General features: G+C 72.5%; 19 protein-coding genes. 15 read left to right on the forward strand and 4 right to left on the reverse strand.

Annotated features, from left to right (window positions below):
* The first annotated feature begins 8 nt into the window (after positions 1 to 8).
* Positions 9 to 701 carry a metal-dependent transcriptional regulator gene (locus tag ACIBU0_RS16190; protein WP_398817835.1) on the forward strand — a complete coding sequence of 231 codons (693 nt, stop codon included), beginning with the start codon at positions 9 to 11 and terminating at the stop codon, positions 699 to 701.
* A gap of 430 nt (positions 702 to 1,131) precedes the next feature.
* On the opposite strand, the gene sigJ is transcribed toward ACIBU0_RS16190, so the two are convergent.
* Positions 1,132 to 2,070 carry an RNA polymerase sigma factor SigJ gene (sigJ, locus tag ACIBU0_RS16195; protein ID WP_398817838.1) on the reverse strand — a complete coding sequence of 313 codons (939 nt, stop codon included), beginning with the start codon at positions 2,068 to 2,070 and terminating at the stop codon, positions 1,132 to 1,134.
* A 129-nt stretch (positions 2,071 to 2,199) separates the two neighbouring features.
* Here sigJ and ACIBU0_RS16200 point away from each other — a divergent pair, with 129 nt between their 5' ends.
* A complete protein-coding gene (locus tag ACIBU0_RS16200; protein ID WP_398817841.1) occupies positions 2,200 to 2,574 on the forward strand; it encodes a hypothetical protein in 375 nt (124 codons plus the stop codon).
* A 27-nt stretch (positions 2,575 to 2,601) separates the two neighbouring features.
* Here the strand turns inward: ACIBU0_RS16200 and ACIBU0_RS16205 are convergent, their stop codons facing one another.
* Complete coding sequence (locus tag ACIBU0_RS16205; RefSeq protein ID WP_398817844.1) at positions 2,602 to 3,861, reverse strand: PucR family transcriptional regulator; 1,260 nt, start codon at positions 3,859 to 3,861, stop codon at positions 2,602 to 2,604.
* Between the two features lie 2 nt (positions 3,862 to 3,863).
* On the reverse strand, positions 3,864 to 4,016 hold the full coding sequence (locus ACIBU0_RS16210) for a hypothetical protein (protein WP_398817847.1): 153 nt from the start codon (positions 4,014 to 4,016) through the stop codon (positions 3,864 to 3,866).
* 212 nt (positions 4,017 to 4,228) lie between these two features.
* On the opposite strand from ACIBU0_RS16210, the gene ACIBU0_RS16215 reads away from it, so the two are divergent.
* The 11 genes from ACIBU0_RS16215 to ACIBU0_RS16265 all read left to right on the forward strand — a co-directional run bounded on the left by ACIBU0_RS16215 (position 4,229) and on the right by ACIBU0_RS16265 (position 17,198).
* Positions 4,229 to 5,215, forward strand: a complete 987-nt coding sequence (locus ACIBU0_RS16215; protein WP_398817850.1) for a DUF3068 domain-containing protein — start codon at positions 4,229 to 4,231, stop codon at positions 5,213 to 5,215.
* Between the two features lie 228 nt (positions 5,216 to 5,443).
* Entirely contained in the window at positions 5,444 to 6,595 is a 1,152-nt protein-coding gene (locus ACIBU0_RS16220) for a glycosyltransferase family 4 protein (RefSeq protein ID WP_398817852.1), read from the forward strand.
* Between the two features lie 86 nt (positions 6,596 to 6,681).
* On the forward strand, positions 6,682 to 7,425 hold the full coding sequence (locus tag ACIBU0_RS16225) for a class I SAM-dependent methyltransferase (protein WP_398817855.1): 744 nt from the start codon (positions 6,682 to 6,684) through the stop codon (positions 7,423 to 7,425).
* Positions 7,422 to 12,188, forward strand: coding sequence for an alpha-(1->3)-arabinofuranosyltransferase family protein (locus tag ACIBU0_RS16230; protein WP_398817858.1), 4,767 nt, complete (start codon positions 7,422 to 7,424; stop codon positions 12,186 to 12,188). The genes ACIBU0_RS16225 and ACIBU0_RS16230 overlap by 4 nt, the downstream gene beginning before the upstream one ends.
* Complete coding sequence (locus ACIBU0_RS16235; protein WP_398817861.1) at positions 12,185 to 13,597, forward strand: condensation protein; 1,413 nt, start codon at positions 12,185 to 12,187, stop codon at positions 13,595 to 13,597. The genes ACIBU0_RS16230 and ACIBU0_RS16235 overlap by 4 nt, the downstream gene beginning before the upstream one ends.
* The gene (locus ACIBU0_RS16240) at positions 13,594 to 14,343 is read left to right on the forward strand and encodes a class I SAM-dependent methyltransferase (RefSeq protein WP_398817864.1); all 750 of its coding nucleotides are present in this window, start codon (positions 13,594 to 13,596) and stop codon (positions 14,341 to 14,343) included. Before ACIBU0_RS16235 ends, ACIBU0_RS16240 begins: the two co-directional genes overlap by 4 nt.
* A gap of 23 nt (positions 14,344 to 14,366) precedes the next feature.
* A complete protein-coding gene (locus ACIBU0_RS16245; protein ID WP_398818312.1) occupies positions 14,367 to 15,281 on the forward strand; it encodes a hypothetical protein in 915 nt (304 codons plus the stop codon).
* Positions 15,278 to 15,514: a Trm112 family protein gene (locus tag ACIBU0_RS16250; protein WP_398817867.1), complete on the forward strand. Its 237-nt coding sequence runs from the start codon at positions 15,278 to 15,280 to the stop codon at positions 15,512 to 15,514. Before ACIBU0_RS16245 ends, ACIBU0_RS16250 begins: the two co-directional genes overlap by 4 nt.
* A complete protein-coding gene (locus ACIBU0_RS16255) occupies positions 15,511 to 16,314 on the forward strand; it encodes an FkbM family methyltransferase (protein ID WP_398817870.1) in 804 nt (267 codons plus the stop codon). The genes ACIBU0_RS16250 and ACIBU0_RS16255 overlap by 4 nt, the downstream gene beginning before the upstream one ends.
* The gene (locus ACIBU0_RS16260; RefSeq protein WP_398817877.1) at positions 16,289 to 16,900 is read left to right on the forward strand and encodes a hypothetical protein; all 612 of its coding nucleotides are present in this window, start codon (positions 16,289 to 16,291) and stop codon (positions 16,898 to 16,900) included. Before ACIBU0_RS16255 ends, ACIBU0_RS16260 begins: the two co-directional genes overlap by 26 nt.
* Before the next feature lie 37 nt (positions 16,901 to 16,937).
* Positions 16,938 to 17,198 (forward strand): hypothetical protein, encoded by a 261-nt coding sequence (locus ACIBU0_RS16265; RefSeq protein WP_398817880.1) that lies wholly within the window; start codon positions 16,938 to 16,940, stop codon positions 17,196 to 17,198.
* Between the two features lie 10 nt (positions 17,199 to 17,208).
* Here ACIBU0_RS16265 and ACIBU0_RS16270 read toward each other — a convergent pair whose 3' ends face one another.
* A complete protein-coding gene (locus tag ACIBU0_RS16270; protein ID WP_398817882.1) occupies positions 17,209 to 18,081 on the reverse strand; it encodes a RimK family alpha-L-glutamate ligase in 873 nt (290 codons plus the stop codon).
* A 131-nt stretch (positions 18,082 to 18,212) separates the two neighbouring features.
* Between ACIBU0_RS16270 and ACIBU0_RS16275 the strand changes: the two genes are divergently transcribed.
* Entirely contained in the window at positions 18,213 to 19,286 is a 1,074-nt protein-coding gene (locus ACIBU0_RS16275) for a MerR family transcriptional regulator (protein ID WP_398817885.1), read from the forward strand.
* A 40-nt stretch (positions 19,287 to 19,326) separates the two neighbouring features.
* Positions 19,327 to 20,505 carry a S1 RNA-binding domain-containing protein gene (locus ACIBU0_RS16280; protein WP_398817888.1) on the forward strand — a complete coding sequence of 393 codons (1,179 nt, stop codon included), beginning with the start codon at positions 19,327 to 19,329 and terminating at the stop codon, positions 20,503 to 20,505.
* The last annotated feature ends 29 nt before the right edge of the window (positions 20,506 to 20,534 follow it).

Raw genomic sequence — 20,534 nt, forward strand, 5'->3', positions numbered from 1 at the left:
CCGACAGCATGTCCCGACTCATCGACACCACGGAGATGTATCTGCGCACCATCCTCGAGTTGGAGGAGGAAGGTGCGGTGCCCCTGCGCGCCCGGATCGCCGAGCGCCTGAGCCAGAGCGGCCCGACGGTCAGCCAGACGGTGGCGCGGATGGAGCGGGACGGGCTGGTGTCCGTCGCCGACGACCGGCACCTGGAGCTGACCGACGAGGGCCGCCACCTGGCGACACGCGTGATGCGCAAGCACCGTCTCGCGGAGTGCCTGCTCGTCGACGTGATCGGCCTGGAGTGGGAGCACGTTCACGCCGAAGCCTGCCGCTGGGAGCACGTGATGAGCGAGGCCGTCGAACGCCGCGTCCTGCAGCTGCTGCGGTACCCGACGCAGTCGCCCTACGGCAACCCGATCCCGGGCCTGGAGGAGCTCGGCGGGAAGAGCACGGTGGATCCCTTCCTCGACGAGAACATCGTCAGCCTCAGCGACCTGGCGCCCGGGCCGAACGGCGCGAGCGCGGTCGTACGGCGCATCGGGGAGCCGATCCAGACCGACCCCCAGCTGCTGTACACCCTGCGGCACGCCGGAGTGCGGCCCGGCGCGGTCGTGAGCGTGACGTCGTTGCCCGGCGGCGTGATGGTCGGCAGGGGCGGGGAGGCCGCTGAACTCCCCGCACAGGCTGCCGCGCACGTCTTCGTGGCCGAGGACTGAGCGCAGCCGGACGCCGGTTCGTCGCCGTGGCCCGTGCGGGCTCGGGGACGGCCCTGGACCAGGATCGTGGTCCAGGGCCGTCCCCGTTGCGGCAATCCCACACCGGGCAACCTCCCTTGCCGCGGCGGCAACCAGTGGGTGAAGTCCCGTCCCCCACCAAGGGAGTTCACGATGCGCACCCGCCTCGCACGTCTCGGCGCCGCATGGCCGTACACCAACGTGCCCGTCAATATCGTGGGGTGGGCCGTCAGGAACCGCTCCACCCTCCAGTGGAACGACAACTCCGTCGACATCTACGCCGGGAATCTGGACGGCGGGGCGCCCCGCACGGCAGCGGGTCGGGCAGGAGTACTTCACCTCGGCGCTCGGCGAGGAGAACATCCATATCCATCTGCATGTTCCGTGACTTCTGGCGTCACTTGAAGAGCCGTTACGGCCTCTGAGACACCCCGTACCCCTCCTGCCCCCACGGGCGCAGCTTCTCCGGGTTGCGGACCACCCAGATCCGGGTGACGTGCCCGTCGGAGACGTCGAACGAGGCCACGGTCACGACCACGCCGGCGCTCTGGGCCACCAGGCCCGGCGCACCGTTGACCGACCGCTCCAGGAGTTCGAGCCCCGGAGCCTTGTCGGCGACGGCGACCATGTACTGGGCGATGCGTGCGCCGCCCTCGACGGGGCGCAGGACGGTGCCGACCATGCCGCCGCCGTCGGCGGTCATCACGGCGGCCGGGTCGAGGAGACCGACGAGGGCGGCGATGTCCTTGGTCTCCCATGCCTCTTTGACGTGCCTGACCACGTCGGACCGGCCGGTCGCCGCGACCGGAGCGCGCGCGGCGCTCACCCGCCGCCGGGCGGAGGCCGCCAGCTGCTTGCAGGCCGCGGGGGTCCGGCCGAGCACGTCGGCGATCTCGGCGAACGGGTACCGGAAGACGTCGTGCAGGACGAACGCCACCCGCTCGGCGGGCGTCATCGCCTCCAGGACGACGAGGAAGGCCATGGTCACCGACTCGTCCTGAACGATCTGGTCGGCGGGGTCCACGGGGCCGGTGCGGTCGGCGCCGCCCGTGTGGTCCCACTCGGTGCGGTCGGGCAGCGGCTCGGGCAGCCAGGCGCCGACATAGCGTTCGCGGCGGGCCCGCGCCGAGCCGAGCAGGTCCAGGCAGATGCGGCTGGTCACCGTCGTCAGCCAGGCGCCGGGCGACAGGATCTCCTGCTGCCGGCTTCTGGGCAGCGCGTACCAGCGTGCGTAGGCATCCTGTACGGCGTCCTCGGCCTCGGTCAGCGAACCGAGCAACCGGTAAGCGACATTGATCAGTTGGCGTTGCTCGCCCGCTATCGCATCCGTGTCGGCCCCGACAGTCCCCATGCTTCCGGCCGCCCCCTCGCCTTACCTTTCGCGGGCCCGCGTCGTCGGGCTGGTGAGACCTTATCGATCTACGACGTCCTGACGGCGGAGAAATACGACTGCCTGATGGCGGAAAAAGGGGACTGTGACATGGCCACTCAGGTGACGGAGACGGCGAACGCACGGCGCGGCTCCTCATTCCTGCGGACCGCGATCGCCCTGCAGACCCTGACCATCTTCCTTCAGGCGGTCTCCGCCGGACTGCTGCTGACCTCGTCCTACGGAGAGACGCTGCACGGTGTCGGAGCCCGTGTGATGTACGGGGCGTCGATGCTGTATGTGCTCGCGGCGGTGCTGGCGTGGAAGCCGGGCGGCGGCTCGCCCCGGCCCGTCTGGCACGCGTCCGGTTTCCTCGTGCTCGCCTCGGTCCAGGTCGTACTCGGCATCGCGCACGTCCCGTCGGTCCATCTCCCCCTGGGCGTCCTGATGTTCGGCCTGAGTCTGCTGGCGCTGGCCAGACGCTGAGGTCCCGTACGGGACCGGTGCCCGGAACTACCGGCGTGTCTCTCCCAGTACCCCCCTCAGCCGCTGCGCCCGTAACACCAGCTCCAGCTCGAACCGCCGGTCCGGGTCGTCCATCTCGTCGCCCCACAGTTCGCGGATCTGACGGAGGCGGTAGCGGACCGTCTGGGGGTGGACGCCGAGGCGGGCCGCCACCTCCGGTGCCCCGCCCCTGGTCTCCAGCCACGCCAGTAACGTCTGAGCCAGTCGTCGGCCGTGCGTGGGGCCGCAGTGCTCCAGCGGGGCCAGGCACCGCACCGCCAGGTCGTCGATCAGCTCCTCGGGCTGCAGGAGCACCAGCGCCTCGGTGTGTTCGGTGCAGTACAGGACGTCCCCGGCGGGCAGCAGCCGCCGTTCCATCAGCCGTACGGCGGCCTCGGCCCAGCGCAGCGACTTCGCCGCGTCGGAGAGCGGGACCGGGGGGCCGATCGCGCCCGACCAGCCGGTGAGGGCCCGGTGCAGCAGTTCGGGGCGGCCGGCGGCGTCGGGCTCGGGGACGACCATGCGCGGCTGCTCGTACTCCATGTCGAGCAGCACCCCCTGTCCGACGGCGGGCGCCACCGCTTCCCGCGCCGGGCGCAGCAGGACTCCGACGGCGACCTTCTCCGGCAGGGGCCAGCCGATGCGCGCCGCCCGCTCGGTGAGGGCGTCGGCCGGATCACCCCGGTGGTGTTCGGCCAGCAGCAGTTCCATCAGGCGGCGTTGGAGGCGCAGCCGCTCCCCCGCCTGGCGCGCCGCCGCCTCCGCGTAGCCCCGCACCGACTGGTCGACGAGGCCGTCGAGGTATTCGTAGCCCGCGTCGACCAGCTCGTACATCGCGGGCGGCGGGATGTCGACGCGCTGGCCGATCTCGGCGAAACGGCGCCAGGCCAGCCGTACGCCCATGCGGTAGATCGCCTGGAGGGAGTCGAGGGAGCGGCCGTGCAGGCCCTCGCCCCTGCCGAACTCCTGGAAGACGCCGGGCGGGACCGTCGGGCGGCCCTCCGAGGTCTCCAGGTGCTGGACGAAGACCTCGATCGCACGCCGGATGCCGACCAGCGCCATCGGTTCGCCCGACTCGTCGAGGACGACGGGCAGATGCGGGTACTCGCGGCGGATCTCGCGCAGGATCTCCTCGGCCAGGGCCGGGGCGTCCGCCATGGCCAGCTCCGCGAAACGGCGGACCTGGAAGCGGGGTACGTCACGCCAGGCCGAGCGGGTGGCGGGGGTGGGGGCGGAGGTCGTGGAGGTCGTGGAGCGGATGGCGGCCACGGTCAACTCCCCTGACCCGCTTGCTCGTACGTGATCAAGGGTGTGTTCGGCTGGTCGGGCGTCGCTTCCAGCAGCGCGACGACGCCGAGGGCGGCGCCCACCGCGAGTACGGCGGCGAGCGCGACGGTCAGCGCGGCGGCGAACAGTCTGGACATCGCAGGGTCAGCCTCTCTGTCCGGAGGTTCCCCACCCCGGTGGCGCCAGCCTGGTCCCGACCCTGTCGGCTTCAGTCTCGACAAGCCCGGTCGGCCCGTCAAGACATTGACACTCCGTCAACGGACGCCTACGGTTCCCGGCCCAAGAACGGCCAGGCAACGACCGTGCACCGACCGTGCATCGACCATGCGTCAAACCCCAGGAGTGCCGGATGCGCCGTACAGCCTCACCTCTCTCGCTGATCCTGCTGGGCCTCGGCACGTTTCTGCTGGTACTGGCGCCCATGCTGGCCTGGTACGTGACCCCGCGTGCCGCCGTGAACCCCATCGACATCGACACCACCGCCGTCTACAAGGGCACCGGCAGCGTCTTCGACACCGACAAGATCGAGACCGTGCCGGACCAGAGGATCACCGTCACCCAGCGGGTGCGCGGCAATGTGGCGGAAAGTGAGCGCAGCGGCAACGCCGTCTGGGACGTGATCACCACCGTCGACACCGACAAGACGCTGCCGGCCGCCGACCCGCACGATGCGCTGGACTACGTCCCCCACCGCTGGGTGATGGACCGGAGGACCACCCGGCCCGTGCACTGCTGCAAGGAGAGCCCGTACATCGAGGGCGAGGCCTATCTGAAGTTCCCGTTCGACGTGCAGAAGCGCTCCTACCAGTGGTGGGACAACAGCGGCAACACGACGATCACCATGCGGTACGACGGCACGGAGAAGATCCAGGGCTACACGGGATACCGGTTCACCGCCACGGTCGCGCCCCGCAAGGTCGGCACCCGGCTCGTCCCCGGCAGCATCGTCGGCCGGCCGAACCGGCCGCAGGTGCTGGCCGAGGAGTGGTACTCCAACCACGGGTTCAAACTGGTCGTCGACCAGCGCACCGGCCGGGTGATCTACGCCCAGACCGGCCCGCGCCGCACCCTGCGGGCACCGGGCGGCGACAAGGACGCGGCGGTGCTGCTGGACAGCGAGAAGATCGCGTTCACCACGGCCACGCAGAAGGAGGCCGTACGGCAGGCGAAGCGGGACAGCGGTCTGCTGCGCATGGTGGGGGAGACGCTGCCGATCGGGGCGGCCGGGGCGGGATTCGCGCTTGCGGCGGTGGGCGTCGTTTTGGTGGTACGTGGGCGTAAGCAGCCGGAATCTCCCGGTACGGTCGAGATGCCCCAGCCCTCGCTCACAATGTGACGTGACGTCAGCTCTAATAAAGCCGGAAATTGTCACGCCGGTGAGTAGCCCTGGAGAACGTCCGGGCGAAAACTGTCCAACCCCACCCGGACACAGCCTGTCCACACCCCACGCACAACGACCGTAAACGACCAAGAAATCCCAAGGCCTGGCGAATCCCCCCACAGGAACCCAAACCCTCGCCTCCCCCACGCTGAGTTCCGCACCCTGAGACGAGTTGGAGCACCCATGCCCCAGCACGTGCCGTCCCGGCTGCCCGCCACCCTCCCCTGGGCGTCGCAGCAGCACCCTTCGGCGCTCCCCCCACATCCGCGCCGAATCGTTTTTCTCGCCCACCGTGACCTGGGCAACGAGGCCGCCGGCGGCTCCGAGCTGCTGGTCGACCGCCTCGCTGACGGGCTCACCCGGCTCGGCCACCAGGTCACCCTGCTGTGCGGGGGCCCGGCGGCGTACCGCGACTACCGGGTCGTGTCGGCCGGCGGCTCCTACGGCCACTACCTGCGCGCCAGATCCGCCTTCGCCCGTCAGGTCGGCGACTGCGATCTGCTGGTCGAGGTCTGCAACGGGATGCCGTACTTCGCGCCCCTGTGGCATCGCGGGCCGACGGTATGCCTGGTCAACCATGTGCACACCGATCTGTGGAACATGCGGTTCGGCGGAGCGCTGGCGCCTGCGGCTCGGCTCGGCCGAAGACTTGAGCACTGGGCGCTGACCGGTGCGCAGCACCGGAGTCTGCTGGTTGCCGTGTCGCCGTCCACGGCGCATGCGCTGCGGGCGATCGGGGTCGAGCGGGACCGGATCCGCGTGGTGCACAACGGGGTGGAAGAGCCCGGGCCGCTGGGTGACCGCTCGCCCGAGCCGCTGTTCGTCGCCGTCGGGCGGCTGGTCGAGTACAAGCGGATCGATCTGCTGCTGCGGCTGTGGGAGCGGGTGCGGCCCGTCACCGGCGGGCGGCTGGTGATCGTCGGGGACGGGCCCGAGCGGGCGTCTCTTGAGCGACTCGCGGGCCCGGACGTCGAGTTCGTCGGTCATGTCCCGGAGGCGGAGAAGCATCGGCTGCTGTGTGCGGCGTGGCTGCTGCTTCATCCGTCCGCCGTGGAGGGGTGGGGGCTCGTCGTCACCGAGGCCGCGACGCGGGAGACGCCGACCATTGCCTTTGATGTGCCGGGGCTGCGGGATTCCGTCGTGGACGGGGAGACCGGGGTGCTGGCGTCCGGTGAGTCTTCGTTTGCCGCTGCTTGGTGCACGTTGGCGTTGTCCGGGCATCGGCGGGAGTTGATGGGGAAGGCTGCGCGGGATCGGGCGGCGCGTTATCGCTGGGATCGGACGGTTCGGCAGTTCCTGGCGGTGGCCTCTGAGGCGGTGAGGGGCGCGATATGACGCCTGATCGCCGGGGTGGTAAGGCCGTCTCGCGAGTGCCGGTTCGTCGTGGCTGGTCGCGCAGTTCCCCGCGCCCCTTCAGGGGCATGCCCGCATCCGGCGCTGTCAAGGACCCCTCGTTTCGGCGGTCGGTTGCTCTCTTCCGTGCGTTCATGCATGAGCAGGACGATCCCGAATCCTGCTACTCGCTCCTCGCCCGCGACGCGGCCGACCAGGTCGAGGCCTACGGCGGGCCCCTCGTCGGACGTACCGTCATCGACGTCGGCGGGGGCAGCGGGTACTTCACCGAGGAGTTCCGGCGGCGCGGTGCGCAAGCCTTTCTGTTCGAGCCGGACCTGCGGGAACTGGGCGAGAAGCCGCCCGAGGCGGCCGTCGTCGCCGATGGGTATCTGCTGCCGCTGGCCGACGGGGTCGCCGACGTCGCCTTCTCCTCCAATGTGCTGGAGCATGTGGCCGATCCGCAGACGTTCCTGAGTGAGCTGGCGCGGGTGACGCGGCCCGGTGGGCTGATCTATGTGTCGTTCACCAACTGGCTGTCCCCCTGGGGCGGTCATGAGTGGGCCCCCTGGCACTACTTCGGCGCCGAGCGGGCCCGTGCCCGGTACCGGCGGCGTACCGGGCGGGACGCCAAGCACACCCTCGGCGAGAACCTCTTCGCCGTGCACATCGGCAGCACCTTGCGGCAGGTGCGTGCCCGCGACGACGTGGAGATCGTCTCGGCGCGCTCCCGCTACTGGCCGTTCCTCGCGGAGACCGTCGTGAAAGCGCCGGGCCTGCGCGAGTTCGCCACCTGGAACCTCCTCCTCATCCTCAGGCGGTGTCCACCATGACGACGACCACGGTCCAGGCTCCTCCCCCGGCAGCCGTGCCCGCTCCCGCACCCACCTCGGGGCCGCCGGAGGGCCCGCGGTCGCGGCGCTGGCTGCTGGGGTTCTGGGCCGTGGTGTTCGTGCTGTTGCTGGTGGTGCAGCCGGGGCGGCAGACCTTCGACACCAAGCTGGGTGTGACCGTCGATCCGGGGCAGTTCCTCGCCGACCTGGGGCAGTTGTGGCACGACGAGGGCAGTTTCGGCGGGATCCAGGACCAGTACGCGGGCTATCTGTGGCCGATGCTGCCGTTCTACTGGCTGGCCGATGCCGTGCGGCTGCCGGTGTGGCTGGCGGAGCGGTTGTGGCTGTCGCTGATCGTGTCGGTGGCGTTCTGGGGGGCCTTGCGGCTGGCCGAGCGGCTGCGGGTGGGGAGCGGGGGGTCGCGGCTCCTCGGCGCCGTCGCGTATGCGCTGTGGCCCGTCTTCACCATCGTCGTCGGATCCACGTCGGCTGCCGCGCTGCCGGGTGCGTTCCTGCCGTGGGTGCTGCTGCCGTTGACGAACGAGCGGTACGCCGCCCGGGTCGCCGCCCTGCGCTCGGCGCTGATCATTCCGTTCATGGGCGGTGTCAACGCCGCCTCCACGCTGGCCTCGCTGCTCCCCGTCGGGCTGTATCTCCTCTCCCGTCCGCCGGGGCCGCGGCAGCGGAAGCTGATCGGGTGGTGGGTGCCGGGTGTCGTCCTGGCGACCGCCTGGTGGGTGGTGCCGCTGCTGCTGCTCGGCGCCTACGGGGAGAACTTCCTGCCCTACGTGGAGAGCGCGCAGACCACGACCGAGACCATGTCGGCGACCGAGGCCCTGCGCGGCGCCGGGAACTGGGTGGCCTATCTGCACTTCGGTGACGCCTGGCTGCCGGCCGGGTGGACCGTCGCCTCGTCCGTCGTCGTGATCGTCTGCTCGGCGCTCGCGGCCGGGCTGGGCCTCGCGGGACTGGCCCGGCGGGACATGCCGGAGCGGCGGTGGCTGGTACTGACCGTGGTGACGGTCGCGCCGATCCTGCTCGCGGGGTACGGCGGGGCGTTCGGCGCGCCCTTCCACGGCGTGGTGCAGGACTGGCTGGACGGCGGGCTCGTCCCCTTCCGGAACATCTACAAGTTCCAGACCGGGCTCGCGCTCGCGTTGGTGCTGGGTCTCGCCCATCTGCTGGGGGTGGCCGCGCAGGCGCGCGGGGCGCGGCCGGTGCGGGGGCGGCGGTTCGCGCCCCTGATCGCGGCGGTGCTGGTGCTGCCGGGACTGATGTGGCCGTACCTCAACGGCTCGATCCTCAACCCGGGTTCCTTCACGCAGATCCCCAAGTACTGGCAGGCCACGGCCGACTGGATGGAGAAGTACTCCCCCGACGCCCGCGTCCTCGTCGTCCCCGCGACCGCGCACGGCATCTACACCTGGGGCTCGACCATCGACCAGCCCCTGGACGTCGTCGCCGACTCGCGCTGGGCGCAGCGGGACTACGTCCCCTTCGGCACGCCCGGCAACCGGCGCGCCATGGACGCCGTGCAGCAGGCGCTGACGAGCGGCGGCCAAGTTCCCGGGCTGGCCGACTACTTGAGCCGGGCGGGGATCTACTACGTCGTCGTCCGCAACGACCTCGATCCCGACCAGATCGGCCAGGTCCCTACGACGACCGTCAAGCGGACCCTGGAGCAGTCCGGGTACGAGCGGGTGACGGGCCTCGGGCCGGTCATGACCGGGGGGACGATCGCCCCGGACACCCCGCTCCCGGTGGAGGGGCTGTATCCGCGGCAGCGGGCGGTGGAGATCTACAAGCCGGTGAGCGAGGACGTGCCGCGCCCGCACCAGGCCGGGCTGCAGCCGGTCGCGGACACGGCCGTCGTCTCCGGCGGTCCGGAGGCGCTGCTGCCGCTGGCCTCCGAACTGCGGGGCAGGGCAAGCGTGTTGACCGGCGACAACCATCCCGGGCTCGGCTCACCGCCGGTCCAGGTGGTCGGCGACGGGCTCCGGCGCGCGGACACGCGGTTCGGGCTGATCAACGCCAACACCTCGTACACGTACACCCGCGGCGAGCGCAACGCGTCCGACGCCGCCCAGGACGCGGGTGAGAAACCGCACCAGATCCTGCCCACGACCGGGCTCGACCACCAGACGGTGGCCGAGCTGCGCGGCGCACGGTCGGTGACCGCGTCGTCGTACGGCAGCTGGCTCTTCCATCTGCCGCAGTTCGACCCGGTGAACGCCTTCGACGGGAACCCGGACACGGCGTGGACCGAGGGCGCGGAGGGTTCGCCGGACGGGGAGTGGCTGCGGATCGCGTTCGCGGGCGGGTCGTACGAGATGCCGTCGTCGTTCAAGGTCACGCCGCTGCCGCAGGAAGGTGTGCGGGAGGCGCCCACGCGGGTGCGGGTCGAGACGGAGAAGGGGGCGGTGAGCTCCTTCCTCCGGCCGGACGGATCGACGCAGACCGTCAAGGCGCCCGCGGGCGCGACGAGTTGGATGAAACTGACGATCACGGACTCCGTGTCCCGGCGGCCCGGCCTCACCGGCGCGGGCTTCTCCGAGATCGGTCTGCCGGACGTACAGGTGACCCGGCTGCTGCGGCTGCCCACCGACGCCGGGGACTCCGGCGCCGCCGCCGACATCGTCTCCCTGTCCCGTACGGCCGACCCGACCGGGCTGTCGCCGACGGGTACGGAAGCCGGGCTGCACCGGCGCTTCACGACGTCGACCGCGGGAACGTACGAGGTGCGGGCGAGCGCGGTGCCGGTGGCCGGCGAGGAGCTGGACAGGCTGCTGTACGAGGTGGCTCCGGACCAGCAGAACCGGATCGTCGCCACCGCCGACTCCACGGCACGGCTGGGGGCGGGCCTGTCGCCGCGCAACCTCACCGACGGCGACCTGACCACGGCGTGGATCGCGGGCGACCGGCCCACGATCCATCTGCGCTGGCCCGGAAAGCAGGCAGTGGGAGAGATCGTGCTGGCGCCGGCCGGGGGCCTGTCCACCCGCCCGACCCAGGTGCACATCAGCTCCCCGGACGGCGCGGCGATCGCGGGTGTCGACGAGAACGGCAACGTCCGCTTCCCGCCGATCACCACCGACCGGCTGGACATCACGATCACCGAGACGGCGCCGCTGACCCTCTACAACCCGATGGTGGGCGAGGATCTCCGGCTGCCCGTGGGTCTGACCGAGGCCTACGTCCCGGCCCTCGACCAGTACCGCACCCCCCAGCCGCGGGCCGCCCGGTCCTTCTCGCTGCCGTGCGGCAAGGGGCCGGTCGTCTCGGTGGACGGTGAGCTGTACCGGACCAGTGTGCGGGGGACGGTACGGGATCTCGTCGAGCGGCGACGGGTGGACGTGACGCTCTGTCAGCGCGGGCGTGACGACGCCGAGTTGCGGCTGACGGCCGGTGACCATCAGGTCGAGGCCGGAGACGCCGGGCCCCTCGCGGTGACCGACGTGACGCTGACCCGCGGCACGGTCGCCGACAGCGCGGCGGCGGCGCGTGAGCTGGGGATACGGGACTGGCTCGGCGACCGGCGCGCGGTGACCGTCGGGTCGGGCGCGGCGAGCTACCTGACGACGTACGAGAACTTCAACGACGGCTGGCACGCCACGCTGAACGGCAAGGAACTGACGCCGGTACGGCTGGACGGCTGGCAGCAGGGCTGGCGGATCCCGGCGGGCGCCGGCGGCACGGTCGAGCTGTCGTACGAACCGGCGACGACGTACGAGGCCGGGCTGATCGGCAGCGCGGTGGCGATCGCCCTGCTGGCCGGGCTGGCGCTGTGGCGCCGGCGCGCCCCGAATCCCGACGGGCCGCAGGCCGCTCCGCCGCTGCCCGGGCTGTGGCTCGGCACGGTGGCCGTGACCGTGGTGGGCGTGTTCGTCGCCGGGTGGTTCGCGCTGCTGGTGCCGGTACTGGCGGTGGTGGCCTTGCGACGGCATGCGCTGCTGGTGCCGGTCGCGGTCGTGGCCCTCGCGGGGGCGGGAGTCGCCGCGGCCGTCGGGGCCGGGGAGCCGGTGGGGGCCGGGGCGGGCGCGTTCGGGCCTGCGGCTCAACTGCTGGCGCTGGTCGGGTTGTTCGCGGGCGTGGTGAGTGTGCGGGAGCGGGAGGCGGCGGTCGGCGTGCCCGCTGCTGAGGCGCCGACGCGGCCGTTGCCGGACCTGCCGCAGCGGGAGCGGGGGCAGAGCGCGCTGGGGACCGAGCCTCTCGGCTCGACGGCGGCCGCGTCTTCTGGTCCTGCGGGAGCCGCGCCCCCCGGCCCGAGGGGACCCGCGTCTCCCGGACCGGGGACCACACCCTCCGGACCAAGGGAAGCCGCGCCCCCCAGCCCCGCAGGAGCCACGACCTCCAGCCCCGCAGGAGCCACGACCTCCAGCCCCGCAGGAGCCACGACCTCCGGACCAAGGGGACCCACGTCTCCCGGACCGGGGGGACCCGCGTCTCCCGGCCCGAGGGGACCCGCGTCTCCCGGACCGGGGACCACACCCTCCGGACCAAGGGAATCCGCGCCCCCCAGCCCTGCGGGAGCCGCCTCGCCCGGACCCGCCGGGGTCGGGCCCGGCGGGTCGAGGGCGGTTGGTTCCCCCGATGCCACGGCTGCCCGCACCGACTCCGGGCCGACCGTCTCCGCGCGCGGCCCCGGCGGACCGGACCCCGATCCGCCGACCGCCCGCATCAGGTTCAGCAAGCCGAGGTTCCGGGCGAGCCGCTCCGAGGACGCGCCGGGACCGCAGGACACGGGGAAGGGCGAGGCCACATGACCGCACTGCAGCAGCCCGCACGCGCCGAGGGCCCCCTGCGGCCGCCGGTACGCGTCCCGTTTCCCGTCGTGGACGAGGTCGCCCGGCACTGCCTCCAGGAGGAGGAGCCGGAGACGGTCCACATCGAGGTCCATCTGCCGGGGCGGCTGGATCCGGACCGCTTGCGGACGGCGTTCGCCGAGGCGTTGCGGAGGCATCCGCGGATCCTCATGCGGGAGGCGCCGGGGCGGTGGTACCGGCGCCGGTACGAGTGGGAGCTGACGGCGGAGCCGGATGTGGAGGTGGTGACCTTTCCGGCGCCGGGGAGGGACGCACTGCGGGATGCGCGGACCCGGGCGCTGACGGAGGCACCGCCGCTGTCGCTGTCGCCGCCGATCAGGGTGGAGGTGGTGGAGGGAGGCGGGCCGGTCGAGGGCAGCGAGGCCATGGATGCTGTGGATGAGATGCGTACGTCCGGTGAGGGTGCGCGCGGGGTCGGGTCGCTTGCCCGCGCCGGCCGGGTGCCGAAAGGGACCGTCCTCTTCCTGACCATCAACCACACCGCCCTGGACGGCCCCGCCTGCCTCCGCGTCCTCGCCACCGCCGCGGAGCTGTACGGCGGCAAGGACAACTCCCCCGCCGCACCCCCGACCCGCAGCACCTCCGAAGCGCCCCCGCCCCCCGAGGACACCCCCTCCAACTGGTCCCACCCCGCGCGGGTGGCGCAAGGCACCCCGGAACCCTCCCCCGGCAACGGCATGCTCGTCACCGAACTCCCCCTCCCGCACCGCCCCAAGGGCTCCCCCTACACGGTCAACGACCAGCTCATGGTCACCACCGCCCTGACCATCGCCCACTGGAACAGAGAACACGGCGCCCTCCCCCGCCCCCTGCGCATCACCATGCCCGTGGACGACCGCCCCCGAGACGCCACCATGCCCATCGGCAACGGCACACGACTGGTCGAAGTCCCCTTCATCCCCGACGAGTTGGAGCGGGCCGACGACGACATGCCGGGCCTGCTGAGCAGCACGGCACTGCGCACCCGCGCCCTCAAGTCCCTGCCCCGCCCCCAGCTCGGCCACGGCGCCTCCCTCCTCACCGCCCCGTGGGCCCCCGTCGCCGTCCGCGCCGCCCTCACCCGCGGACTGCGCAGAGCCGCCGCACCCTGGACCTCGACGACCCTGCTCAGCAACATCGGCCGTATCCCGTACCCGCTGGACTTCGGCGAGGAGGCGGGCCGGGCGCACGCCGTGTGGTTCTCGGCGCCCGCCCGCATGCCCCGCGGCCTGACCGTCACCACCGCCTCCACGGCGGGCCGCCTCCACCTCGCCCTGCGCTGGTCGCGGGCTCTGCTCGGCCACGGCGACGGCGCCCATCTGCGGGACCTCTTCGAGCACTATCTGCACACCACGGAGGTGACCCCGTGACCACGACGTCCACGACCTCCTCCGTGAAACCCCCGGGACTGCGCGACTTCTACGAGAACCCCGCCGTCCCCGTCGCCTCCGGCACCCCCCGCAGCCGCCGCCAGGCCCGCATGCTCGCCGAGGCCCTGGGAGCGGCCTCCACCGACCGCCCCGGCACGATCCTCGACATCGGCTGCGGCGACGGCACCGCGGCGGCCACCGCCGCCCCCTTCCTCCCCGGCCACCGCGTCATCGGCGTCGACTGGTCCCAGGACGCCCTGCGACGGGCCCGCACCCGGATCCCGTACGCCGTCCGCGGGGAACTCACCGACGGCGGACTGCCGTTCAGGACGGCCGCGGCGGACGCCGTGCTGTTCAGCGAGGTCATCGAGCACCTCGTCGACCCGGACGCCGCCCTGGACGAGATCCGCCGCGTGCTCCGCCCCGGCGGCCACCTCATGCTCTCCACCCCGAACCTGGCCGCCTGGTACAACCGCGGCCTGCTGCTGGCCGGGGTGCAGCCGGTGTTCTCGGAGGTCAGCCTGCGGGCGATCCACGGGCGGCCGGGGCGGGAGGTCGTGGGGCATCTGCGGCTCTACACCGCCCGCGCGCTGCGCGAGTTCGTGGCCGCGTCCGGCTTCGAGGTCGTACGCCTGGCGGGCGCGCCCTTCCACGGCGTACCGCGCCCCCTGCGCTCCCTCGACCGGCTGGCCTGCGCCAGACCGTCCCTGGCGTCGATCCTGCTGCTGCACGCACGACGGACGTAAGGGGCGTGTCCATGTGGTGGGGAGTGGCCGCGGCCCTCATGGCGAACACCCTGTACAGCCTCGGTTTCGTCCTGGAGAAACGGGCGCTCACCGCACTGCCGCAGGTGAGTATCCGGCAACCCGCCCGCCTGCTGCGGCTGGTGCTCGGCAGCCCCCTGTGGATCGGCGGTTCGCTCTCCCTCGCCGCCGGTTTCGGCGCCCAGCTCGTCGTCTACCGCACGCTGCCGATCGCCGCGGCCCAGGGCATCTTCGTGTCCGGGCTGGTCCTCCTCGTCCTGCTCTCCGCGCGGCTGCTGGGCGAGGAGACCAGCGGGCGGGAGCGGTACGCGCTCGGCGCGATCCTCGCCGCGCTGCTGATGGTCGTGCTGTCGCTGCGGGAAGGTTCGGAGACGGTCAGCGAGGCCGCCCCGTACCCGCTGATCCTGCTGGTGTGCGTGCCGTCGCTGGCGGCGGGCGTGTGGCTGTACAACTCCGCCGAGCGCCGGACCCGGCACCGGCACCGGCTGCCGACGACCGGCGTCGAGTACGGCGTGGCGGTGGGACTGCTGTACGGGGTGAGCTCACTCGCCATCAAAGGGGTGTCGAGCTATCTGACGACCAGCGCGATCGGCGGCGCGCTCCTCGGTCTCCTCCGCTCCCCGTACCCGTACCTCCTCCTCTTCACCGGCGCGTTCGGGCTGGTCATGTCGCAGGCGGCGCTGCAGCGCTGCCGGGCCTCACTGATCGTGCCGGTGTGTACGACCGTGACCTGCCTGTACACGGCCGTGCTCGGCACGCTGTCGTTCGGCGAGGCGCTGCCCGAGGACCCGCTGCGGCTGGCGCTGCGGGTCGCGGGTACGGCGCTCGCCGTCGCCGTACTGCTGTCGATGCCGCGGCACGACCCTCCCGCGCAGTCTCCCCAACCACCCGTAGGAGCCAAGGAGTTGACCCCACCATGAAACCCGACGACCCGCTCCTGCAGATCCTGGCGTGCCCGCTCGACAAGGGCCCGCTGCACCTCGTCGTACCGGACGGGCCGGACGCCGCTCAGGCGCCGGCCGAGGCGCTCTACAACCCGCGCCTGCACCGGCGCTACCCGATCGTCGACGGCATCCCCCAGCTGCTGCCGGCCTCCGGGGAGCAGGTCTCCGACGACGAGCACGAGGAACTTCTCCAACGGATGGCCCCATGACCCTGGCTGCGCACATCGCCCCTCTGCTGCCCACCCGCCTGGTCGCCGCCGTCGCCCGGGCCGTGTACCCGCGCTTCGAGCCGGAGCTGGCCCGGCTGGCGGACCTGTGTCCCGACGGGTGCGGCACGGCCGTCGACGTCGGCGGGTGGTACGGCCCGTGGACGCGGCGCCTGTCGAGGCGGGCGCGCCGGGTGGTGACCGTGGAACCGGTCCCTCATCTGGCGCGGCTCCTGGCGGCGACGGCTCCGCCCAACGTCCGGGTCGTACAGGCCGCGGCGGCCGAGCGCCCCGGCGCGGCCCGGCTCTGGCTGCCGCCGCACGACGCGGGCGACCGGGGGGTGTCCTCCCTGGTCCGCCGGAACATCCACGCCACGGCACTGCCGGTCAGCTGTGTCACCCTCGACGAACTCGGTCTCAAGGACGTCGGGTTCGTCAAGGTCGACGTGGACGGCAGCGAGCTCGCGGTGCTGCGCGGCGCGACCGGCATCCTGGCCCGCGACCGGCCCGCCCTGTTCGTCGAGCTGGAGTCCCGTATCCAGCCGATCGGCCCGGTGGTGACGTATCTGTCGCTGCTCGGCTACGACGGCTGGGTGCTGCCCGGCCGCGACTGGCTGCCCCTCTCCGCCTTCCCGCTGGAGGAGCACCAGGCGGAGGCCGCCCACGTCGTCACCCGGGGCCTGCTGCGCCGCGTGCTGCCGTTCCGTGGCCCGCGGTACGTCAATTCGGTGCTCTTTCTCCCCGACGGCCGCCGCCCGGTCGGCGACGATGGAGCGCATGCCCTCCGGAAAGCACGCCGCTAGCGGCGGAACCAACCCCGCCGGCCCCTTCACCCCGCTCCACTTCCAGCTGGTGCTGCTGCGCCGCATGGCCGACCACAACCCCGGCCTGGTGGAGGACGCCCGCCGAGCCCTGGGCGTCTCCCTCGCCGAGATGCGCGAGGCGAACAAGCGGTGGCAGGCGATGGTCCGCTCACCGCGGGCGCGCGGATCCGCCTCCCGGTACCGCTCGGTCCTGGGCGCGCCCGAGTCCGTGGTCACCCGCAAGGTCGGCGACCTGGAGTGCGAGGCCTGGCTGTGGCCGGTCCCGCTCTGGCCCGACCTGCGCTTCGAGGCGCTGCTGGCCCCGAACGGCGCGGTCTGGAACGAGTGGCTGGTCCGCGCCCCGGGAGCCGAGGCACCGGCCCTGCGCACCCTCGACGACCTCACCCCCTGGTCCTGCACGGTCGACGAGGCGGCCCGCGCCTTCGCCCCCGCCCGCCCCCTGGAGGGCACGGCCCCGACGCGCTGGGGGCTGGCGTTCGCCGCGCCGGACGGGGAGGGAGTGCGGCGGGAGGTGGTCGCGGAGTTCACCTGGGGGCTGCTGCAGCGGGTGGCGGTCGGTGGCTGAACCGTGTGCTGCGACGGGCGTGTGCGATCGTTCGGCCATGAGTAGCGACTACGACCGCATCCGTACCGGCATCGAGCTCATGACCGCCTACGTGTCCGGCAACGAGCTCCTGTCGGCGTACGTGGCAGAGCGGCGCCGCGAGGACCCGGCGGCGGCCGAGGCACTGATGGACGGCGCCGCGGCCCTGTGCGCGCTGCTGCTGCACAAGATGGCCAAGGACACAGGGAAGTCCGAGCACGAGCTTCTGCAGGAGCTGGCGCGCGGCACCCACCGGCACGAGCAGCAGTCCGGCGACTGACCGCCGGTCGCTACCGGGCCGCTCCCAGGATCGCGTCCCTGACCGCCGGCACCGAGCCCGGGTGCAGCGACAGGAACAGGTTCGGCTCGACCAGCTCCAGCTCCATGACCCGCGGCTGCCCGTCCTCCCCGTCGACGAGGTCCACGCGCGCGTACAGCAGCTCGGGGGCCTCCGGTACGGCGGCCAGGGCGCGTTCGGCGACGGCGAGTTCGGCCGGGGTGGGGGTCCAGGGTTCGAGGCCGGGGTGCGCGACCTTGCGCTCGTCGTAGGGCGTGCCCGGGGTGAGGACGGCGCCCTTGCGGCTGGCGTGCAGCAGGCGGCCGCCGTAGAACTGCAGTGCCCGCTCCCCGCTGACGTCGATGTTCGTGAGGTAGGGCTGCACCATCGCGGTGAACCCCTCCGCGTGCATGCGCGCGAGCTGCCGTACGGCCGTGTCGTGGTCGTCGGGTGTGTAACGGGCGGCGAACCGGGCGCCGGCGCCGGAGGTGGGCTTGACGACGTACTCGTGATCGAGCGGAAAGCCGTCGACGGCATCGCCGGGAGCTATGTACCGGGTCGGCACGACCGGCACCCCGGCGGCCGTGAGATCCCCGAGGTACCGCTTGTCGGCGTTCCACCGCACCACGCCGGCCGGGTTCGCGAGCCGCGTCGCCTTGCCGCACCGTTCCGCCCACGCCAGGAACTCCGCCGCACGCCAGCTGTAGTCCCAGGTGGAACGGATCACGGCGAGGTCGTATCCGCCCCAGTCGACGGCGTCGTCGTCCCAGTACACGGCGTCGGCCTCGGCCCCGGCCTCCCGCAGTGCCCGCACCAGCACGGGAAGGTCCCGGTCGACGGTGACCTCGGGGCCGGGACGGCAGGTGACGAGGGCTGTACGGGGCACGGCGGATTCCTCCAGGGCGCGGGTCGGGCGGTTCGCAGGCTAACAAGCGCCGCCGGAACCGGGACAGGGCGCTTGACCTTCCCCTTCGGTGAAGCCACAGCATCGGTGCGGGGAACCGGAGGGAATCGGGGATGCGCGAGGACATGCTGACGATCGGGGCCTTCGCCAAGGCCAGCCGGCTGTCGCCGAAGGCGTTGCGGCTCTACGACGAGCTGGAGCTGCTCAAGCCCCGCCGGGTCGACCCGGACACCGGGTACCGGTACTACGCCGTCGAACAGCTGGAGCGGGCCCGGCTGGTGGCGTGGCTGCGGCGGCTGGGGATGCCGCTGGCCCGGATCCGTCAGGTGGGCGCGCTGCGACGGGCCGACGCCGCCCGCGAAATCCGCGCCTACTGGGCGCAGGTCGAGACGGAGACGGCCGCACGGCGGGACCTCGCCGGGTTCCTCATCGACCAGCTCACCGCAGCACCGAGGAAGGACACAGGCATGCTGGAGCTTCACTACGCCGCCCACTCCGACCGGGGCCGGGTACGCCCCGCCAACCAGGACACCGCCTACGCGGGCACCCGCCTGCTCGCGGTGGCCGACGGCTACGGCTCCGCGGGCGTGCCGGCGAGCAGCGCGGCCGTGGAGGCGCTGCGCTTCCTGGACACGGCCGAACTTCCGGCGGGCAACGTCCTGAACCTGCTGGAGGAGGCGGTGCAGGGCGCCACGGAGGCGGTCCGGGAGGCGGCGGCGGACGGTGCCGGGGAGGACACCGGCACGACACTGACGGCCCTGCTGTGGACGGGCTCGCGGCTGGCCCTGGTCCACATCGGCGACTCCCGCGCCTATCTGCTCCGCGACGGCGCCCTCTTCCGCATCACCGACGACCACACGGTGGTCCAGTCGCTGATCGACGAGGGCCGCCTGACGCCGGAGGAGGTCACGACCCACCCCCAGCGCGCCCTGCTCCTCAAGTCCCTGTCCGCGGCCACCCCCGCGACCCCGGACCTCCGCCTCCGGGACGCCGCCCCGGGCGACCGCTACCTCCTGTGCTCCGACGGCCTCTCCGGCGTAGTCCCCGACGCCCGCATCCGCCACCTCCTCACCTCCGCCCCGGCCCCCGACACCGCCGTCCACGCCCTGATCGACGCGGCGAACGAGGCCGGCGGGCCGGACAACGTCAGTTGTGTGGTGGCGGACGTGGTGGAGAGGGCGGCCTGACAGGAACGTCCGTACGGGTTCGTACGGCAGGATCGGCGACATGGCGATCTCCGGAACGGACGCGTACGACAAGGCACTTCACCTTCCCCCGCTCGTCGAACGAGCCCTCGCGGCGGCCCGCGCCCACGGCTTCGCCCACTCCTGCCGCCCGGAGCAGGGCCGTCTGCTGCACGCCCTGGCGGGCGGTGCCGACTCGCTGATCGGCGAGACGGGCACGGGCTGCGGGGTGGGGCTGGCCTGGCTCGCGGAGGGGGCCAGGGAGGGCGTACGGCTCGTCAGCGTGGAGCGGGATCCCGAGCGGGCCCGGGTCGCCGCCGAGGTGTTCGCCGACCGGTCCGGGGTGGAGGTCCTGTGCGGCGACTGGCGGCGGATCGAGGAGCGGGGGCCGTACGACCTCCTGGTGCTGGACGGGGGCGGCACGGCCAAGGCCGAGGACGACACCCCGGCCGACCCGGCCCGGCTCCTCACCCACGCCGGCAGGATCGTGATCGACGATTTCACCCCGGCCACCGACTGGCTTCCGCTGTACGAGGGGGAGGTGGACCGGGCCCGGCTGCACTGGCTGCGGCATCCCGCGCTGGAGACGCTCCAGGTCCCGCTGGCTAAGGACCTGGTCACGCTCGTGGGCACCAGGCGCCGGCTCGCCGGGACCGAGACCACATGGCGGGACTTCGAGCAGGGGCAGGTCGTACGGGGAGTCGTCAGCAGCGTCCAGGACTTCGGGGTGTTCGTGGACCTCGACGGCACCGAGGGCTTCGTCACCGTCCCCGAACTCTCCCGGCACCGCGTCGAGCACCCCGGGGAGGTGGTCCATGTCGGCCAGGAGGTCGTCGCCGAGGTCCTCGCGTTCGAACTGTTCCGGCCCCAGGTCCGGCTGTCGCTCGCGGCCCTGGACCCGGACCCGCTGGCGGAGTTCGCGCGCGACGGACTCGGCCGGGTCATCCGGGGCACGGTCACCAAAGTGGTCCCGTTCGGCGTGTTCGTGCGCGTCGCGGAGGGCATCGAGGGGCTGGTGCACAACGACGACCTCGCCGGCCCGGCCGTCCCCGGCACCGGCGACGAGCTGGCCGTCACGGTCAGCGACATCAATCTCCTACGGCGCCGGGTCGTGCTCAAGCCCACGATGCAGGCGTGTGCGCCGACTGTGAAGGAAGATCAAAATCCTGGGCTTCAACTCAAGGAGCATGTCAAATCGGCGCGATCGTCGTGTGGCTGGTGATGGTCGTGCACGGCTTCGGGTAGGACCGG

Source organism: Streptomyces sp. NPDC049627 (genome assembly GCF_044465645.1).
Taxonomy (GTDB): Bacteria; Actinomycetota; Actinomycetes; order Streptomycetales; family Streptomycetaceae; genus Streptomyces.

Bases quoted from the DNA above. Each gene is read 5' to 3' on its own strand.
- ACIBU0_RS16265 (WP_398817880.1), top strand. From the start codon at position 16,938: ATGAGTAGCGACTACGACCGCATCCGTACCGGCATCGAGCTCATGACC.
- ACIBU0_RS16250 (WP_398817867.1), top strand. From the start codon at position 15,278: ATGAAACCCGACGACCCGCTCCTGCAGATCCTGGCGTGCCCGCTCGAC.
- ACIBU0_RS16255 (WP_398817870.1), top strand. From the start codon at position 15,511: ATGACCCTGGCTGCGCACATCGCCCCTCTGCTGCCCACCCGCCTGGTC.
- ACIBU0_RS16260 (WP_398817877.1), top strand. From the start codon at position 16,289: ATGCCCTCCGGAAAGCACGCCGCTAGCGGCGGAACCAACCCCGCCGGC.
- ACIBU0_RS16210 (WP_398817847.1), bottom strand. From the start codon at position 4,016: ATGTCCAGACTGTTCGCCGCCGCGCTGACCGTCGCGCTCGCCGCCGTA.
- ACIBU0_RS16280 (WP_398817888.1), top strand. From the start codon at position 19,327: ATGGCGATCTCCGGAACGGACGCGTACGACAAGGCACTTCACCTTCCC.
- ACIBU0_RS16230 (WP_398817858.1), top strand. From the start codon at position 7,422: ATGACGACGACCACGGTCCAGGCTCCTCCCCCGGCAGCCGTGCCCGCT.
- ACIBU0_RS16275 (WP_398817885.1), top strand. From the start codon at position 18,213: ATGCGCGAGGACATGCTGACGATCGGGGCCTTCGCCAAGGCCAGCCGG.
- ACIBU0_RS16200 (WP_398817841.1), top strand. From the start codon at position 2,200: ATGGCCACTCAGGTGACGGAGACGGCGAACGCACGGCGCGGCTCCTCA.
- ACIBU0_RS16235 (WP_398817861.1), top strand. From the start codon at position 12,185: ATGACCGCACTGCAGCAGCCCGCACGCGCCGAGGGCCCCCTGCGGCCG.
- ACIBU0_RS16215 (WP_398817850.1), top strand. From the start codon at position 4,229: ATGCGCCGTACAGCCTCACCTCTCTCGCTGATCCTGCTGGGCCTCGGC.
- sigJ (WP_398817838.1), bottom strand. From the start codon at position 2,070: ATGGGGACTGTCGGGGCCGACACGGATGCGATAGCGGGCGAGCAACGC.
- ACIBU0_RS16220 (WP_398817852.1), top strand. From the start codon at position 5,444: ATGCCCCAGCACGTGCCGTCCCGGCTGCCCGCCACCCTCCCCTGGGCG.
- ACIBU0_RS16225 (WP_398817855.1), top strand. From the start codon at position 6,682: ATGCCCGCATCCGGCGCTGTCAAGGACCCCTCGTTTCGGCGGTCGGTT.
- ACIBU0_RS16190 (WP_398817835.1), top strand. From the start codon at position 9: ATGTCCCGACTCATCGACACCACGGAGATGTATCTGCGCACCATCCTC.